At 53.0% G+C, this 18,380-nt stretch carries 12 protein-coding genes and 1 riboswitch; of the genes, 6 read left to right on the top strand and 6 right to left on the bottom strand.

Going from position 1 to position 18,380, the window contains the following annotated elements; genetic code table 11:
- Positions 1-83: 83 nt before the first annotated feature.
- A complete protein-coding gene (tamB, locus tag ACFO3I_RS16530; RefSeq protein WP_377335866.1) occupies positions 84-3,800 on the bottom strand; it encodes an autotransporter assembly complex protein TamB in 3,717 nt (1,238 codons plus the stop codon).
- Positions 3,797-5,461 (bottom strand): autotransporter assembly complex protein TamA, encoded by a 1,665-nt coding sequence (gene tamA, locus ACFO3I_RS16525; RefSeq protein ID WP_377336620.1) that lies wholly within the window; start codon positions 5,459-5,461, stop codon positions 3,797-3,799. The genes tamB and tamA overlap by 4 nt, the downstream gene beginning before the upstream one ends.
- A gap of 240 nt (positions 5,462-5,701) precedes the next feature.
- On the opposite strand from tamA, the gene ACFO3I_RS16520 reads away from it, so the two are divergent.
- Positions 5,702-6,454 carry an alpha/beta fold hydrolase gene (locus tag ACFO3I_RS16520; RefSeq protein ID WP_377335864.1) on the top strand — a complete coding sequence of 251 codons (753 nt, stop codon included), beginning with the start codon at positions 5,702-5,704 and terminating at the stop codon, positions 6,452-6,454.
- Here ACFO3I_RS16520 and ACFO3I_RS16515 read toward each other — a convergent pair.
- Positions 6,381-6,611, bottom strand: a complete 231-nt coding sequence (locus tag ACFO3I_RS16515) for a hypothetical protein (protein WP_377335862.1) — start codon at positions 6,609-6,611, stop codon at positions 6,381-6,383. The two genes, ACFO3I_RS16520 and ACFO3I_RS16515, sit on opposite strands and share 74 nt — an antisense overlap.
- A gap of 222 nt (positions 6,612-6,833) precedes the next feature.
- On the opposite strand from ACFO3I_RS16515, the gene ACFO3I_RS16510 reads away from it, so the two are divergent.
- The gene (locus ACFO3I_RS16510) at positions 6,834-7,265 is read left to right on the top strand and encodes a hypothetical protein (RefSeq protein WP_377335860.1); all 432 of its coding nucleotides are present in this window, start codon (positions 6,834-6,836) and stop codon (positions 7,263-7,265) included.
- A 74-nt stretch (positions 7,266-7,339) separates the two neighbouring features.
- Complete coding sequence (locus ACFO3I_RS16505) at positions 7,340-9,025, top strand: dipeptidyl-peptidase 3 family protein (protein ID WP_377335858.1); 1,686 nt, start codon at positions 7,340-7,342, stop codon at positions 9,023-9,025.
- A 387-nt stretch (positions 9,026-9,412) separates the two neighbouring features.
- Here the strand turns inward: ACFO3I_RS16505 and ACFO3I_RS16500 are convergent, their stop codons facing one another.
- From ACFO3I_RS16500 to ACFO3I_RS16490, 3 genes are read right to left on the bottom strand one after another with little or no spacing between them, the layout of a single operon-like run.
- The gene (locus ACFO3I_RS16500) at positions 9,413-12,280 is read right to left on the bottom strand and encodes an ATPase (protein ID WP_377335856.1); all 2,868 of its coding nucleotides are present in this window, start codon (positions 12,278-12,280) and stop codon (positions 9,413-9,415) included.
- Complete coding sequence (locus tag ACFO3I_RS16495) at positions 12,273-12,821, bottom strand: condensin complex protein MksE (RefSeq protein WP_377335854.1); 549 nt, start codon at positions 12,819-12,821, stop codon at positions 12,273-12,275. The genes ACFO3I_RS16500 and ACFO3I_RS16495 overlap by 8 nt, the downstream gene beginning before the upstream one ends.
- Positions 12,822-12,823: 2 nt before the next feature.
- A complete protein-coding gene (locus ACFO3I_RS16490; protein WP_377335852.1) occupies positions 12,824-14,065 on the bottom strand; it encodes a hypothetical protein in 1,242 nt (413 codons plus the stop codon).
- 119 nt (positions 14,066-14,184) lie between these two features.
- On the opposite strand from ACFO3I_RS16490, the gene nhaD reads away from it, so the two are divergent.
- The 3 genes from nhaD to ACFO3I_RS16475 all read left to right on the top strand — a co-directional run bounded on the left by nhaD (position 14,185) and on the right by ACFO3I_RS16475 (position 18,103).
- A complete protein-coding gene (nhaD, locus tag ACFO3I_RS16485) occupies positions 14,185-15,432 on the top strand; it encodes a sodium:proton antiporter NhaD (protein ID WP_377335850.1) in 1,248 nt (415 codons plus the stop codon).
- A gap of 85 nt (positions 15,433-15,517) precedes the next feature.
- Positions 15,518-15,690, top strand: a riboswitch (Lysine riboswitch).
- Positions 15,691-15,794: 104 nt separating this feature from the next.
- The gene (lysC, locus tag ACFO3I_RS16480) at positions 15,795-17,141 is read left to right on the top strand and encodes a lysine-sensitive aspartokinase 3 (protein ID WP_377335848.1); all 1,347 of its coding nucleotides are present in this window, start codon (positions 15,795-15,797) and stop codon (positions 17,139-17,141) included.
- A 110-nt stretch (positions 17,142-17,251) separates the two neighbouring features.
- Positions 17,252-18,103 carry an AraC family transcriptional regulator gene (locus ACFO3I_RS16475; protein ID WP_377335846.1) on the top strand — a complete coding sequence of 284 codons (852 nt, stop codon included), beginning with the start codon at positions 17,252-17,254 and terminating at the stop codon, positions 18,101-18,103.
- Positions 18,104-18,380 lie beyond the last annotated feature (277 nt).

Raw genomic sequence — 18,380 nt, 5'->3', positions numbered from 1 at the left:
GCGTAAAAATCAACCTAAAACCACTGTAACATGAGCTTAAAGTTTAGACAATTACTGGTCGGGGCGAGCAGTGTTAAACCGAATTAATCGAACTCAAATTTGTACAACAGGTCGACGGCATTGTCCAAACCCCGCACAGCTTCCAGATACAGGCTTTTCATCAGCTCATACCGCAGGGTGAATTCGCCCAACGAATTAAAGATACCGACACCGTATTTTAATTGCAGCTTCGGCGACAGATAGCCACTGACGGTGACCTGTGAATTATCGCCAGAACCTTTGGTGTCCAGCGTCACCTGTTCAAATCCGAGTGCTTCGCCGACAGAGCTAACCAGGGCGCCACTATTGGCGATCCCCATACCTATCAGGCTGGTGGTCAGTGGGTTGCCACCGGCTGCGTCTGCAGTCAGATCACGGCCTGTCAGCAGGTAAGATAAGGCGTTTGCCTGCGGCTTGCCGGGCTGAGAGAAGATACTTGCACTGGCGGCGTCTGCCGGGCCCGTGACGCGAATACCGGCAATCACGTCATCTTCGGTATTGTCGGGGTTGCGGATGGCCTCTATATTCAGGTAAGGCTGATCAACAGGGCCATTAAATACCAGCTTGCCTTTGCGGATCTGCAAATCCTGGCCGTAGGAGCGGAAAGTGCCGTCCAGCAGGTTGACTTCACCTTTGAGCGATTGATTGGCGCCGCGCTGAGAAAACAGCAACTGGCCTTTGAGTCGGCTTTTCAGGCCAAAGGCCTGCAGTTTGACCTGTTCACCCAGCACCAGGCGGATATCGCTGCTGAGCTTCAGGCTGGATTGCTCGGCGGCCCGACGCACTTCCAAGTCTTTATTCAGGATCACTTCATCGTCAGACAACTGGACCGCAGAAGCCGGTAAATCATCAATAGCCAGATGTGCTTGTGGAACCTGAACTGTGCCCTGAACCGCCAGGCTGCTGTTTTGCGCCAGCAAGGTCAGCTGTGGGCTTAGCACTAACTGGCCTTGTGGCAGATTCACAGGTAATTGTTGACCGGTCAGCGCCAGCCTGGCCTGGTAATTCACTAAGTCAAACCAGTCGGCAAAACCAGACAGTTCGGCATTGCCCTGGCCACTTTTCAGCTGACCGGATAACTGTGCACTGTGCTGGTTCAGTTGCAGCAACAGTTCGGCTTGATCGATATCCATCGGCGCCTGAACCCCTCGCATGCTGACGTCAGTCAGCCGGACCTGGCCTGCGAGTTTGGGTTTGCTGAGTTGGCCCGACAGGTCGACTTTGCCGTTCAGTGTGGCAGCAAATTCGGTTTGATCAGGCAGCAAGCTTTGCAGCAGGCTTAAATCAAGTTGCTGCAATTCCAGTTGCGCAGCCAGCTGCAAGTCCTGCTGCCTCACATCCGGCAGGCTCAGTTCGAGTTGTGCTTTGGCACTGTCAGTAAACTGAATGCGCGTGGTGCTACTTAGCTTATTACTCGCCAGTGTTGCGGACAGCGACCATTGTTGCCAGGGCAGCAGCAATGGATTGATCTGTGTTTGCTGCCAGTGTCCTTTGGAGCCTGTAACCTCTAACGTTGCTTGCAATGGTTGATTGGTTTTCCACTGGGCGCTTGCAGTCAGTGAAGCTTCGCCGCTCAAACGCTGCTCGTCCGCAATAAAGTGCTGTAACTGCGCCAGCTCAAAGTGTTCAAGGTTCAGTTTGACGGCGCCATGGCTGGCCGATAACCAGTTGCTTTGTTGCAGACAAAGCTCTGCCGGGTTGGATTGCCAGCACTGTGCGGACAAGCGCAGCCGTTGTTTGGTCGGGTCCAGCTCGACGCTGCTTGCCTCTTTCAACACCCAATTGCCAACCGGGCTTGCCAGTTGAGCTTGAGTCATCTGCACTAACCAGAGCTGGTTTTTTTCTGCTTTGGCCTGCAACTGAAGTTGGGCCTGCAGTAGTTCGGTGTCCAGTTGCAAGGCGGCTGCTGACTGCTGCTGGTCACCATGCAGCACCAGTTGTGCCGAATTGAGCTTTTCGCCAGCCAGCCGGCCGCTGCCTAACTGCAGGTCTAACTGGTGTTGCCACTGATTGGTATCCAGGGTTCCGCTCAGGGCCAGACTGTCCATCCGGTAATCCCGTTGGTAACGAAGTTGCTCGCCTTGCAAGTCCAGTTGCAGTCGGGGCTTGAGCTGTGGGCCTGAAACCTGCACCAGGCCTGTCACCCGGCCTTTGGCTGCCTGCACACTTTGTGAAAGGTCGGCCGCGTCAAGCTGCAGCTGCAGTTGCCACTGGTCGGTCAGTTGACCTTTTGCCGTTAATTGATTGCTGCCGTGCTGTAGTACCAGGCCCGTGGTTTCGAATTTACTGATCTGCAGCTGCTGACCAGCCACATTTAGCTGGCCCTGCAATTGAAGCGGTTGCTGCCGGACAGTCCCTGAAGCCGTCAGTTCGGTGAGATCCAACTGCCATTTTTGCTGCTGATAAGCTGCGCTTAGCTGCAAGCTTGCGTTCAGCGAACCTGGGTAGTCCGGCAACCAGGGTGCTAATTGCAGCTCAGTGGTGGCAAGCTGCGCCGCCAGCGATTGTTCGGTGAGATCCAATTGGCCCTGGCTTTGCAGCTTGCCTTGGTCGGAGTTCAATTGCAGCCGGCTCCAATTGAGTTTGGGTGCTTTGAAGTTTGCCTCTAATGTCAGATCAGCTTCACCTGTCTGCGGACTCTGACCTTGGGCCTGCAGCTCAAGCACTAAATCGGTCAGACTGCCTTCGGCACTCAAGCGGCTGTCTATCAGCCGATAGTCCGCGGCTCCTTGCAAAGGCCATTGCAGCCGCTGTACCTGCAATTGGGCGGACAAGGGTAGATTTTGTTGCAGCAGGTTCAGGCTGGCGGTTAATTCTGCCTGCTGCGAGCCTTTCGCCTTAGCAACAATATCCAGCTGTTCCAAAGAGCCAGAAAGCCGGGTGTCCAGTTGTTGCTCAGCGCTTAGCAGGCTCACCTGCGCCTGTAAGGCAAAAGGCGCTGTGTTGGTAAGCCGCGCCTGACCCTGGATAGCCCAATGCTGGTACGTTGCCGACAACTGATGCAGCACCAGGGCATTTGGCGTCGCATCCAGCTGCAGCCGCATGGACTGCAAGGCGAGTTCCGTCATGCCAGTCAGTTGCAGCTGGTCGAGCTCCATCACACCCAGCTCAAGTCGCACTGGTATCGGCAACCTCGCCAGCTTCGGTGCCTGGTACTGCCACCAGGCGGAAGAAGAGGTATGGCTCTGCGCCGGGCTGTCCGGCAGATGCAGACGTAACTGACCGAGTCTGGTCGGACGTATGCTTATTTTGTCGCCCTGGGTGGCGATGGCGCTTTGTAAAGAGGCCAGTTTCAGATCAAAAGCGCCTTGTTGCAGATGAATGTCGCGCAGGTGCAACGCCTGAACCCGGATGGCTGGCAGCGCCAGCGGCTCTGGGGCCGAAGCTGCTGCGTCTTCGTCCTGGAGTGTTTCCGACGGCTCACTGGGTTGAGTGGAGGCTTCTGCCAGCTTCACGTCCAGGCCAGTGGCACTTAGCTCGGTCAGGCACAGCTCCAGCCTGGCCAGACAGCGTAAGTCAATTTTGGCCGCCAGCTCGTCAATCGCCAGCGTCAGTTGTGGTTGTTCGACTTTGAGACCACGAAGCACCAGCCCTTCAGCGAGCGAGCCTTCCAGTGTAGTCAGTCGGATGCTGCCGTCAGACGGCAGGGCAAATGACAGAGTCCAGCGCAGCAGCTGCGTACTGTAGAGCAAACTTAACAGCGCCACTAACAGCAGCAGTACCGGCACTAAGGCCGCTTTTTTCCGGCTGAAGCGGCTCATAGTTCTGGTCCTAAAGCAAAATGCAGTTGAAATTCCCGGCCTGTCGGCAAATCCAGTCCCCAGGCAAAGTCCAGCCGGACCGGGCCGACCGGTGATGCCCAGCGCACACCAAAACCGGCGCCTCGGTACAGGTCGCGCTGGTCGTTCCAGGCGCTACCGGCATCAAAGAAACTGGCCAGCCACCAGTTGCCACTGACCCTGTGTTGGTATTCCAGTGCGGCGGTGGCGAGATAACGGGCACCCGTTAAGGTACCATCCTCGGCAACCGGGGAAATACTTTTATAGGAGTAGCCACGAATACTGTTATCACCACCGGCGAAAAAACGTAGTGATGGTGGTAGCGCGGTTGCCGATTTCATCAGAATGGTGCCCGCATCCAGCTTAACCAGCCAGCGTTGATCGTCAGAGAAAGAACCAATCCAGCCAGCTCGGGCGCGTAAACGCACAAAACGTTCGTCAGAGCCCCAGGTCGGATCAGACAGTTCGGCGTTCACCAGGTAGCGATAGGCTTGCTCTGGCATACTGCCGCCACTGTCGTAAGCGCGGTTAAAACCAAGTCCCGGCATAATCAGGTTGGCACTGCCTGAATCTGAGCCTTGGGTATAGTCTTCGTACAACCAGCGCACCGATGCAACCCGATACCAGCCATTGTCCAGCAGCCAGTGGCGCTCTAAGGCCAGGTTGTATTCGGCGCTGTTGGTGTCTTCAAGGTTGGTATTTTTAATCCCGGTGCTGACCAGATAATAATCGTCACTGACATTCTGCTGTGGCAATTTGTAGCCAGCTTCGATGCTTTGCTCCGGGCCTGACAGCGACATTTTGCTGCTTAGGCTGTGACCTTTATCGTTTAACCAGGGTTTGTTCCAGTTCAGCTTTAGCCGTGGGCCCAGGTCAGTGGAATAGCCGACACCAGTTTCTACCGTATTGCGGATTTGTGGGCTTAAGGCAACCCGCACCTGCAACGGCTGCGCTGGGTCTTTCGGGTCGTCTACATCGACTTCAATGCTGGAAAACCAGCCGCTTTCGGCAAGTTTTTGATGCAGCTCGCCGAGCGAACTGGCCAAATACGGGTCGCCAAGACGAAAGGGAAGCAGCGCTTGCAGCCGTTCTGTACGGATCTGGCTGCCGCTGAACTGTACGTCACCAAAACTAAAGCGCTGGCCGGAGTCGAAGGTTAGCCGTAAAAAGCCTTGACCAAGCCCGGGGGCGACGGCCAGTTCCTGTTGAGTGAGCCTGGCCTGAAAATACCCTTTGCGGATGGCAAGTGAGGTGAGCTGCTTTTTCAATTCTTCGTAACGACCGTGATGAACCCGGTGATTCACCTTCGGGGCGTGTTGCTTAATCAGTGCGGCAAAATCAGCGTCGTTTTTAGCTTCGCCACGCACTGTCACCTGAACTTCTTTGTATCTGGCTGCTTCGCCAGGTTTAACCTGAATTAGCAAGCGGGACTTTTTGCCTTTTTCCTGCAATTCTGTACTTACTTCAATCCTGTAATAGCCCATGGCCCTGGCCGCCGTTTTCACTTCTTGCAGCACCTGGTTTTGAAAGCGGCGCGATCCCAGGTTGCTGGGATCGGGCAATCGGTCAAGGTAAACTTGTATATTCTCGGCAAGCGGACCAGACGCCCCTTTCAGTTCGAGTTGAGAGTGAGCCAGCAGCAAACTGCTGTGGCAGATAAGCCATAAGACGAGGATCCTGGACCACAAAATGTAAACTTTCCTGTGTTGTACCGGATCAGAGGCATCCGGAATAAGTGAACAGAGTATAACAAGCTGTAATGGTTCAGTTATACAACAAGAAGATATTCAGTCAGTGCGGCCAGCTAAAAAGCCCCTTGGCCTGTGGATTGTCAACAGCCTGTCATCTGCAGCTTTTAGTCTGGAGAGATTACGGAGGTACCTATGCTGCTCGTTATTCTGCCGGGGCTCGATGGCTCAGGGTTGCTGTATCAGCGATTTGCTGCCGCGTTGCCACAGGACTGGCAGGTGCAATGTTTCAGCTACCCGGACAGCCCGCTCAGTTATGCCGAGCTGGCTGACTGGCTGGAACCTCAGTTACCAGACCAGCCGTTTTTGCTGTTAGGCGAATCCTTTGGCGGGCCTCTTGCTTATGAGCTGGCCCGGAGGCAGCCGCAGCGGGTGTTGGGGCTGGTGCTGTGCTGTACTTTTATCGAAAACCCGATGCCCTGGGCGCCAGTGTTGTGGCACTGGCTGCGCAAACTGGAGTTTACTGCGGCCCGGCGTATGGTGTTGCTGCGGTATCTGTTGTGGGGGCATGAAGTGCCCGGGCTGCGGGCCGAATTGGATCAGGCGCTCAGTATGTTGCCTCAGGCCAGTTTTATTTATCGGGTTGAGCAGGTACTTGCACTGAAGGCGCCGACAGCACGCAGCGAACTCACCATGCCGGTGCTTTATTTGCAGGCGGCACAAGACAAGCTGGTGTATGCGCATTGTGCGCAGGCATTTCAACAGTTGTTACCACAACTGCAGTTGTTTAAGTTTCAGTGCAGCCACTTTTTATTGCAGCAACAAGCGGAAAAGGGTGCTGAAGTGCTGCTGCATTGGTGCCGGCAACATAGGCTCAGGGACGTCGTTCAGCCTGAGCATTCAGCAGAAACAACATCTTATCCAGATTCAATTTCTGGTAGGGCATAGTCCGTTCAGGTTTGCCTTCACGGTTGATAGTCAGGTGGTCGGCGGCAAAGCTTAGTTCCGCGTTTTGGGTTAACACTTTATTGCCCTGAATGCGGTAGCTGCAGTGGGCCAGGTCCAAAAAAGCTAAAATACGGCTGCGAACAGTAGTCATAGTCATCACGAGCTCCTTAATTAGCGCATTTTTGTTGTTTCCCTGCTGTACATCGTCACTCAGTCCGGGAGGAGTTCTCATTCACAGGCTATGAGTCTTTGGTTCAGCTTTGGTTCAGAAAAAAATAAAAAATTGTCGGCAGTTGCAAAGCCTGCCTGCCGGGCTGGGCTCATGCTAAAGAACAGAGTATGCTAAAGCCAGAAAGTGACTGACAAAGGTGATTTATCAATGCGTTATTGGTTTTTGGCTGTGCTGGCAATGACTGCCGGTTGCAGTTCCGGGCCTGAGTTGCCAAAAAGTGCCGGTGTGTTTGAAAGCTGTGTCCGGCCCGATGGCAGCAAGCAATTCAGTTACCGAAAAGGCCGGGTAAAAAATCTGACGCAACGTGAAATTGCCATTCGAACGAACAATGACCGCGCTGCTGCCAGGATGGTGGAAAAACAAGTGATGACACAGGGGGATCGCAAACCAGGCACCGGCCCTTTGTATGATGAGCTGGCGCTGGTACTGGAAAAAAATCAGTTTTGCAGCGACGGCTATTTTGAACTGGATAGCCAGTTTGAACCTGGTTTTGCCCGTATTATTGCCGAGTGCAATGACAGTGCAACGGACGCACAGCGTGACCGTCTGCAAGCTTGCGGCGCGGAACACTCACTTTAACCCAAAACAACTGAGTCCAGACCCGGGTCTTGCATCCGGCGTCGGATCACAAGCCGATCCCGAAGGAAGCATTTATGCGTTTTCATCCACTTTACCTTGGCCTGCTGACTGCAGGCCTGCTGGCAGTAGCCGCCTGTAAACCTGCTCCTGACAGCGCCAGCACACCGGCTTCAGCCGCCAGCACGGTGCAGACCATGCCTGAACTGAACCCTGGTTTTGAATCCAGGTTGGACATTTACCAGACGGTACGGTTAACCACAGATTTGACGGCAGTGTCACCGGCCCATAAACAGATGCTGGCGCTGCTGATTGATGCGGCCGCAGTGATGGACGAGCTTTACTGGCGTCAGGCGCTGGGTGAAAACAAAGCGGAGTTCCTGGCGAAAATTAAGGATGGGAAAGTCCGTCGTTTCGCTGAAATCAACTACGGCCCTTGGGACCGCCTACAAGGCGATGAGGCCTTTTTAAAAGGCTATGCGGCCAAGCCATTGGGTGCTGAATTTTATCCGTCCGATATGACCAAGGCGGAATTTGAAGCCGCTGATACAAGTGATAAAGCTGGCCTGTATTCACTGGTGACACGGGATAAAGACGGCAAACTGACGACTGTGCCTTATTCAGTGGCCTACAAAGCTGAGCTGGAAAAAGCCGCTGATTTGTTACTCAAAGCGGCCGCGTTGTCGGAAGATGCCGGATTTGCTGTCTATCTGAAATTACGCGCTGAAGCCTTATTGTCCGATCAGTACCAAAAATCTGATCTGGCCTGGATGGAAATGAAAACCAACCCTATCGATTTGGTGATAGGCCCGATTGAAACCTATGAAGATCAGCTGTTTGGCTACCGTGCAGCTTTTGAGGCCTATGTACTGGTGAAAGACCTGGCCTGGAGTGAGCGTTTAAGCAAATACGCCGCGACTTTACCAGCGCTGCAGCAAGGCTTGCCGGTGCCGGATCCGTACAAACAGGAAACACCGGGTTCCGATGCCGACCTGAATGCGTACGATGTGATTTACTACGCTGGCCATTCCAATTCCGGCGGCAAAACCATTGCCATTAACCTGCCAAATGATGAAGAGGTGCAGCTGGAAAAAGGCACGCGCCGATTGCAGCTGAAAAATGCGATGAAAGCCAAATTTGACCATATCATGGCGCCGGTCGCTGATTTACTGATCACGCCGTCACAGCGCAAGCTGGTGACCTTTGATGCGTTTTTTAACAATGTGATGTTCCACGAAGTGGCGCATGGGCTGGGTATTAAAAACACCATTAATGGCAAGGGCACTGTTCGCCAGAGCCTGAAAGAGCATGCTGGTGCGCTGGAAGAAGGTAAAGCCGATATTCTAGGCCTTTATATGATCACCCAGCTGAGCGAACAGGGCCTGTTAACCGACGCCCGGCTGGAAGAGTTTTACGCCACCTTTATGGCCGGTATTTTTCGCTCAGTGCGCTTTGGCGCATCCAGTGCGCATGGCAAAGCCAATATGATCTGCTTTAACTATTTTGCCGAGCAGGGCGCTTTTGTCCGCAATGCAGACGGCACCTATCAGGTGGATTTTGCTCAGATGCGCAAGGCGATGACCTCATTGTCGACCTTGATCCTGACCTTGCAGGGCGATGGTAATTATTACGGCGTCAGCGCACTGTTAAAGGACAAAGGGGTGATCCGGCCAGAGCTGGCGGCCGATTTACAGCGCCTGAGCGGCGCCAATATTCCGGTGGATGTGGTGTTTGAACAGGGCAAAGCCGTGCTGGGGTTGTAAGTCGGCTTTGGGTCGAAATCCGGCAGCGAGATTGCCGCATTGCTTCAGATAAAAAAACGGCGGTTTAACACCTAATGCCAGTCAGTTAAGCTGACTGGCATTATTTTTTATGGTGCAGTATCGGAATTTACCTTCACTAAGACAGTGAAGCGGATAAGTCCGTCCAGGGCGAGGAAAGGCAGAGAACTAAGCAGACCCTGTGAGGCATGGATGCCGAACAGGAGCCTATAGGGATATATCCACGGCGGGTCTGCGTGGGCTTTGCCTTTTCCGCTGCAGCTGAACCAACTCGAGAATAGATAAGCAGTTTTTGCATAAAAACTGCTTATCTGATCGGTATTACGGTTTAACACCGCCGTTTTTTTATTGGCTATGTCTGTCTGAACCTCAGACCGTTTCAGCCTCTACTGAGGTTTCTGCAGTTTCAGCGTCGGCCTGAACTGGGGCTGTGATAATTTTTTCACACAAGATCCAGTCTTTCTCGTCAACCCAGTTTTGCGCGCCACCGGCCACAGTGCGGATAGGCACAATATAGCGGCAGGAGGTTTGCGGTTTTACCGATGCAAAAATTGGTACAAAACCAAAATTCAGTGCTGTTTCAATCAGCGCTTGCTGGTTGTGCGGGTCGATGTCGGCGGCTTCGTCGATGTAAATCGGAATGCGGTATTTGCCACGTTCCCGTTCGGCCAGCAGTTGACGGATAAATAACATGCCACACAGCAGTTTGATGGTGATCCGGGTGCCATTGGAGCCTGCCGAGTCGATTTTGTCGAAAAATTCCACGTCACCGGCACGGTTAATCACCTTAAAGCGGATATCAAACAGGTCAGACAGTGTCAGGCCACCTTTTTCACTGGCGGCCTGGATCAGGTAATCCTTGGCGGCTTGAATATCCTGTTCGCTGCTGGTGGTGCCAGGTGCCAATAAATCCAGCGTATCGCCTTGCTGATAGGAATCCGAGGTGGTCAGAATACTGTCGATATGGCCGACCAGCAGACTGCGGTCGACAATCTCAATTTTGAAATCCTGCAGGTTAGAGATTTGGTGGCGCCAAATACCGCGGTTGAAGCTGTTCATCTCGCGGTGCAATCGGTTTAAGTCGTCGCGTAAGCCTTTTAAGGTCGCCGCCACTTCGGTGAGCGCAACCCGGGCGCGGCGTTCAATGGCTTCACGCTCTTTATCCAGATGGTGATACGCACTGATCAACCGCTGGTACTTCAGCTCTTCGTCGGTCTCGACTTCAAACTTGGTAATACCGGCGTTAAAAATAAACAGGTAAGTGTTTTTGATATTGACGTCAATCAGCTTCAGCTCATGGCACTGGCGGTTAAAGTCGCGCAGCACATCGGCCAGGTTGTCAAAATCCAGCACCACTTCAATTGGGTAAGGCGTGATTTTACCTGAGTAGAAATCCAGCTGGAAATCAATCCGTTCTTTTTTCTCCTGCTCAACACGCTCCAGCTGACGCTTCAGCTGCTCTTGCTTGTTGGACACCAGGTTACGCCGGTCGGACAGGGTCGAGGCTTTATGCTGCACTTCACCCAATTGGGTTTGCAGCAGCTCTTCTTCCTGCTCCAGCTGGTCCAGCATGGCGTGTTGCTCGTCGGCAATCTGCTGCATGTGCTGGTAACGGGCGAATTTCTTTAAGTCTTCTTCGGATTGCAGCATGTCCTGGTACAAGCGGTCCTTTTCGCGGGTTTTGCCGGCTAAATCGCCGGCCACCGCCAGCTGTTGCTCCAGTGTCTGCAAGGTTTGTTGCAGCGCTTCAATCTGCTCTTTGAGCTGAATTTTATTTTCCAGGCTGTTCTGTTCGACCGGTTGCAGGTGCGACAGGTCAATCACAGCACCGGCCAGATGCAGTTTGCCTTGTTTAAAGCAATCGGCCAGCGCCTCGAGTTGCGAGGAAAAGGCATCTTCGTCGGTGATTTCAATATCACCACCCGCTGCGGTCGACAGCGACAACAGGTCCGGGTTCAGCACCCGGCTCAGCTGCTGCACTTCCGGCAGGCTTAAGTCTTCCCGCAGTCGCGAATACAGGTTGTATTCCAGGTTCTTCAGTTGCAGTTTCAGGCTTTGCAGCTGCTTTTGCGTCTGGCTCTTCTGATGCGCCAGCGTGGTGGCATTGACCTGTGACGCGCCTTGCAGGCTGTGGCTCAACTGCTCATAGCTTTGGCGAATGTTTTTCAGGTTGCTGTCCAGTGTCGCTTCATTGGTCAGGCCGAAACGCTGATGCAGCTGGTCATAATCCTGATACCACTGGCTGAGCTGAATACGGCGGCCAGACAAGTCTTTGATTTGGCCTACATAGAGTCGCTGGCGTTCTTCCAGCTGCGTTTTTTCGCCATGCAGTAATTGCAGCTGCTCATTCAGTTGCAGCTGTTGGTCTTCGGCATAACCGTGAAATTCGGTCAGCGCGACATCCAGTTTTGGCGCATAAGTCGCCAGGCGGCCTTTCAGCACAGAGCGGTTGTCCAGCAAACTTTCCAGTGCTGTCACAGCTTCCTGTTGGTTTTCCAGCGCCTTCAGTTCACGCCGGTCTTTGTTCACCTTTTCAAAAGCGTTGTGCCAGACCTGATAGAAATCCACTTTAGGGTCGCCCAAATGGCGGGCAAACACCGGTAATAGCAGACGTTTGACATCCTGCGCTGTTAAACGGTGCAGGTTCAGAATACGGCGGAAAATATCTTTGTAGACCGGCGCGTCGCTGACGTTGGCCAGCGGGATCATACGCAGGTTGATCCGGCTGTCGTACGGGGTAGCACCGCCGGTCAGCATGGCGTTCAGTTCAGACTGTTTCAGTTCAATCGGATCAAAACCCAAAGCGCGTAAATGATGGTCCAGCTTGCTGTAACGCACATAGCTTTTGCTATCCAGGTAATGGGCTAAATCCAGTTTGCCTTTGTAACAAAAGTACTGAAAAGCGTAACCGGCAATTTTGCCGCGGCCTGCCACGCCAATGACCACAGGCCCGTCGGGCAGGTTGGCTTCCAGCAGGATGTAACTCTGGTCCGTGCCAAAATAGAATTTGCGGGTTTCATCCAGATCGTGGCCGTCCCATTCGGTCAAGCGCAAGTCGTTGATTAATGGAAACTGCAGTGCGTTTATCACCGAACTTTTACCCGTATTATTCGGCGCGCAAATAGAGGAGGAATCATCCAGTGGGATCACACATTTGGCATAACCTGCGGTGTTCAGCAGGGCCAGTTTGGTTAAACCATACAGCTCTGGTTTCGTTGAATTAAGCGGCTCAGACATCGGCGTGCTCCTCTGTAACAGCGCTGTGTTCCACATCCATTAAGGCATCTAAATAACGGTAAACAGGGGGTAACAGCTTGATGTTGTCGCCACTGGCGCGGGCCAGGCCATAACGCAGCATCCGGTTGGCGATTTCACGTTTGATATCGGTGACGGAGAAAATTTCCAGCTGTTCAAATAAATGGTAATGCTGTTGCAGCAACTGGCCCCAGACTTCGGACGTCACTTCCTGCTCGAACAGTGCCCGCAGCGGGTCCTGGCCTTTATCGGCGTAAAACTCCACCAGCGCATAGAGAGCCAGTGCAAAGAGCCGGGAAATCTTCCCCATGCTGGCGGTGGCGTCATCCACTTCAAAATAGAAAAAGCCGCGGCCATCCCGTTTCAGGCTATGACCTAGCGCGCCAAACAACGCAGTGTAGGCGTCTTCCTGCTGATCGAGTTCCTGCCACAGCGCAAAATCCTGCTCGCTGATATGGTAGCCCGAGCCTAATTTTTTATGCACCTCAGCCAGCTGGCTGAGCAATTCTAAATCCAGTTGCATCGTTAGTGTCCTTCAGGGCTGCTGCGAAATGGGTGCAGGGTTAATCGATAGCCCTGCACGTCCAGTTGGCTGGCATCCTGCTGATGTTCCAGCTTCAGGCTGTCCGCGCGGGACAGTTCCTGATACAAAAAGAGTAATTCGTCGACCGGCAGTTCCGGGTAACTGTCGGCCAGCCAGCGGCTTAAATCCGGGAGTTGCTTGATGGTTCTGGCTTTGCGCAGCACATCTTTGACTTCAGGCACCTGCATTAAGCTGGCGTGCGCGGAATCGATCGCGTCCGGCACTTCATAGGCGTCGTGCTGGTATTGGCAAAGCTCAGCCATATAACTGGTGATTTGATTGGCCGAACCCAAAGAGAATTTTTGTGCATCTGAACGCAGACCTGGTACCAGCGGGTCCAATGTGTGTTCAATGCCTTTTTTCCGCATCTGGCCCAATAAAAAGCTGGCGTTGCGGGACAGCAGGGTGTTGCGGCGCAGTTCATCACGCAGTGGCATCAACAGGTCGGCACAGCGGCTTAAACTTTCCCGGCCAACCTGGTTCATCTCGAGCAAACGGGTACGCAGTTGCAGCAGACTTTCTTTGTCCTGATGGAGCACGCCTGTGACTTCAATCTGCTGAATTTGTTCGGTTAGTTGCAGCTCGATGCTGCTGATACTGTGCTGAAAGGCACCATTGATATCAACTAATAGCAGCACAGGTTCGATGTAATCATCAAAGGCATCCATCACGGCGGCATAACGCCGGGCCAGGCTGAGTTTGCTTTCGTCCGCTTTGGCGCGCTCCACCAAAGACAGAATCGCCTGCTCGTTTTGGGCGAATTGCTTGAGCACTTCACGGATCCGGTCATCCATGGCGCGGGCAAAGCGGCGCAGCTCACGGCTGTCGCGTTGGCTGGCGGCCTGGGCCATACGGGATGACAAGCGGTTCAGCTCCAACACCCGGCTTTCAATGTCGGTGGCCAGCCCCAATTGCTCTTCATGCAGCAAGTGCTGAGCAAACTCCAGAATGGTGCTGCTCAGCTCAAGCTGACTGGATTTGGCCAGAGGGATCAGAACTTCCAGCTGCAACAGACGCTGGGTTTCTTTAAACACCTGTTCACTGCTGTACTGCGGGTTGGCTTTTTGGATCAGATGCTGCACATCCTGCACACTGAAGCTGCTGTGCTGGCTGCGTTCAACCAGCCATTCAATCAGGGTCCAGTGCTCATCCAGACAGCGGATCAATTTACGCGGCGCTATCATGGGTCCTTTCTTTCATAAAAATTTCATTTTGCGACTTTAGTGGTAGTGACTTTGTAAGTGGCTTGTTAGAAAATGCGCGCGCAATTTCCTTCCCTTCATCAACAAAGCTGGTACCTATCATGTTAAGCGCTGTAATTTTAGGCTTGGTGGCAATCGCCTTCATCATGATCGTTATAGAGGATATTATCCACGTAAACAAGGCAAAAACGACACTTTTTTTCGGTACTCTGTGTTGGATTCTCGCCTTTATTTTTCCAATGCACGGCAGCACAAGTGCCGAAATATCTGAGCAGTTGAACCATAACTTATTAGAAATAGCCACCTTGTGGCTTTTTTTAATGTCAACTATGACTTTTGTCGCTTATCTGAACAGTAAAGGCTTTATTTCACAGCTGGTTCAGCGAATTTTACCAGCCGAACTTTCCGAACGACGGCTGATGTTTCTGATCGCGGTTTTCGCTTTTGTGTTCTCCTCATTTGCCGACAACGTCACGGCGACCCTGGTGTCCATTGCGGTGATCAGCGCCATCAAGCTGGAAATGAAAAAGCGTATTCAGTACGCCACCCTGATTATTTTCGCGGTGAACAGTGGTGGTGTGTCGCTGATCACCGGCGACGTGACCACCCTGATGATCTTCCTGGCTGGCAAGGTGACTATTCCGCACTTATTGTTGCTGGTCGCACCGTCACTGTTTGCAGTGGCTGTGCTGGCGATACTGCTGTCCCACAACATGAAAGGCCGCATTGTGCTGGAAAAGTCGCCGAAAAAGCTGGAAAAGCCAGACATCATTATTGCCTGCATTTTCGCCGCAACTATTGGCTCCACGCTGGTGTTTAATATTCTGTTCCAAATCCCGCCGGTGCTGACCTTCCTGTTTGGTCTGGGCATTATGTTCCTGGCCGCACAGTACCTGCTGCGCAAAAAGCCCGGTGTCAGTATTCTGAACTACATCCGTGAAGTGGAATTTGACACCTTGCTGTTTTTCTTAGGGGTGTTGTTATTAGTCGGCATCCTGAAAGAAATTGGCGTGCTGAACGCCATCCCTCAGCTGTACCAATACCTGGACCCGACGCAGGCCAATTACCTGATGGGCATGACATCTGCGCTGATTGATAACGTGCCATTGACCGCTGCGCTGCTGAAATCCGGTGTGGAAATGTCACCAGCCCAGTGGTTGATGCTGACCTATGCCACAGGGGTCGGTGGGTCCATTCTGATCATCGGCTCTGCGGCAGGTATTATTGCGATGAGTAAGGTGAAAGAGCTGACCTTTATCACTTATTTCCGTATGGCGGGCTATTTACTGGGCTGCTACAGCCTGGGTTATGTCGGCGTGTATCTGGTCGGTACCACGGTACTGGGATAAACCGAAGCAATAAAAAAGACGGCTATACGGCTGTTGCTTTTTCCCAGTCAGTTGGGTTAAAGTCTTGGCCGTCCATCGAATCTGATAGACCAGAAGAGGAGCGTTAACCAGGTAGATGATCTCAGGCTGCTACAAGCCGCAGGGTCATTGAGGGGGATTAACGCCGAGGGAAACCAGAGGTAGCACCTGAGTTCCCGGTTGTTAAGGCTGAATCCTTACGACTGTCACCTGTAGTTAGGGTGGAGAGCTTCTGGCCTTTGTTGGTGTATTCCGGCTGCCACAGCTTTCTGCCTGTTGCTGCGCGTTGTTCCCCATGCAAATGCCATTGCTCTGCCTTATGAAATGAAATAAGGAGAGACTCAATGTCCAATTCACTGATCGTCGCCAAATTTGGCGGAACTTCTGTGGCTGATTTCCCGGCCATGTCCCGTTGTGCTGATATTGTGCTGGCAGACTCGGCCATCCGTTTAATTGCGGTCAGCGCAAGCTCTGGTGTGACCAACCTGTTGGTGGATATTACCCGTCAGACCGAAGTTGCAGCCCGCTTTGAAGCCTATGCTGGTATCGAAAAAATTACCCTGGCGGTGCTGGAAAAACTGCAGCAGCCGCATGCGGTGGCCGCTGAAATTGAAACCCTGCTGGCTGACCTGCGTAACCTGATTGAAACCGGCGGCGCTGTGTACAGCGGTGCCCATAAAGATCTGATCCAATCCTTTGGCGAGCGGTTAAGTTCGGTGTTATTCGCTCAGGTGCTGCGTGAGCGCGGAGCCAAAGCCTCGGCCTTCGACGTGCGCCGGGTGCTGCGTACCGACAGCCGGTTCGGCAAAGGCGAACCGCAAGTGAAAGAAATTGCCGCCCTGGCGGACGTGCATCTAAAACCACTGCTGGCTGACCAGCTAATTGTGACCCAGGGCTTTATTGGTGCTGATGTGACAGGGCAGACCACAACGCTGGGTCGTGGCGGTTCGGATTACAGTGCCGCGCTGCTTGGTGAAGCTCTGCAGGCAGACATTGTGCAAATCTGGACCGATGTGGTGGGTATTTTCACCACTGACCCACGCCTGACCAGTGAAGCGCGCTGTATTCCGGAAATCAGCTTTGACGAAGCCGCTGAAATGGCCACCTTTGGTGCCAAAGTGTTGCACCCGGCGACCTTAATTCCGGCGATGCGCCGCAATATCCGGGTTTTTGTCGGCTCCAGCCGCGAGCCTGAAGCAGGCGGCACCTGGATTGCCAAACAAGTTGAACACAAGCCAGCCTACCGTGCCATAGCACTGCGTAAATCTCAGACCTTGATCACCGTGAAAAGCCCTGAGATGTTGCATGCGGCCGGCTTCCTGGCCCGGGTGTTTGATATTTTAAGCCGCCATCAGATCTCGGTGGATTTAGTTACCACCTCCGAAATTTCAGTGGCACTGACACTGGATGAAACTCCGGGCAGCGCGTTTAACCAGAATATTGAACCGGCTCTGGTGGAGCTGCGCAGTTTCTGTGAAGTGACGGTGGAGCAGGGCCTGAGCCTGGTGGCAGTGATTGGTAATCAACTGCACAGCAGTAAAGGCGTCACCGGCGATTTATTCAGTGCGCTGGAAAAAATTAATATGCGACTGATTTGCCATGGCGCCTCCCGGCATAACCTGTGTTTCCTGGTGCAGGAAGAGCAGGCCGCTAAAGTGGTGAAAGACTTACATCAGCGTTTATTTAACTAAAGGCAGACTAAGGCCGTTACAACATCCTGCGACGAAACAGCAAAAACGGACACCTGCGCTGCAGGGATCTGCATTAAGCTGGTTGAAGTCTTCTAAAACAGGAGTTTGTAATGGCCAGCCTTGAACAGTTGTTACCTCGTTTGCAACGGGCGCTTGCATTATTGGGGCAGAAAGTGGCGCAGGAGCAGGCGGTCAGTCTGGATGAGTTGGCTGCTGAAGCTGCGTTATCCAAATACCATTTTCACCGGCTTTATCGCCTGGCCTTTGGTGAAACCTGCAAACAAACCCAAACCCGGTTGCAATTACTTAGAGTCAGCCAGGCGCTGAATGAAAATGCTTTGTCGGCACAGCAGGTGGCCTGGTTGGCCGGCTTTTCTTCTGCACAGGCGCTCAGTAAAGTGCTCAAACGAGAACTGAACACCAACGCGACTGAATTACGGCAGGACCCAGAGCGGTTGGGGTTGCTGATGCAAGAGCTGCAACTCCCCAAAACTCAAATGGTGGCACCTTATCAGGTGAGTGTGGTTAGCCTGCAAGGTACTGAAGTGCTGTCGGTACTGACCCGCGATCAGTATCCAGAGCTGAACCAGCAGTATGAACTGTTGTTTGAGGTGGCTGCGGTACAAAGTGACATTCTGGCTATTCTGGGACTGGCCTGGCAGGATCTCGACAGCGATGTAGCTGGAGCTCGTTTTGACTGTGCATTGCTCACTGCGCCTGTAGTGAGTGTGCAACAAACGGGCGTCAGCCTGCAGCGTATCAGCGGGGGCGTATTTTTGGTGTTTCGTCACCAAGGCAGTTATCAGCAGTTGGGCGACAGTATAGATTGGTTGTATGCCTATGCAGTGACGCAGGGTTATCAGCTGGCGGACCAGCCTTGCTTGCATCATTACCTGGATGATCCCGAACAGGTTGAGGAAGCGGTGCTCAGAACGGATCTATATTTACCTGTATCGCGCTAACCAGATGGATTGAAAAGAAAAAGGCGCCTGATGGCGCTAATGCCAGTCAGATAAGCAGCTTTTATTCAAAAACTGCTTATCTATTCACGAGTTGGTTCAGTTGCAGCGGAAAAGGCAAAGCCCACGCATACCCGCCGTGAACCCCTCCCTGGGGGCTCCTGTTCGGCCTCCATGCCTCACAGGGTCTGCTTAGTGCTTTACCTTTCCTCGCTTTGGATAGAATGTGTTAGTTCACTGTTTTCGTTCAGGTGAATCTTGATACTGATTCACAAAAAAC

Origin of the sequence: Rheinheimera marina, from assembly GCF_042654345.1 — a bacterium.
GTDB classification, from domain to species: Bacteria; Pseudomonadota; Gammaproteobacteria; order Enterobacterales; family Alteromonadaceae; genus Pararheinheimera; species Pararheinheimera marina.
Note: the sequence above shows the minus strand (reverse complement) of the source record. Positions and strands in the feature narration are given on the sequence as shown.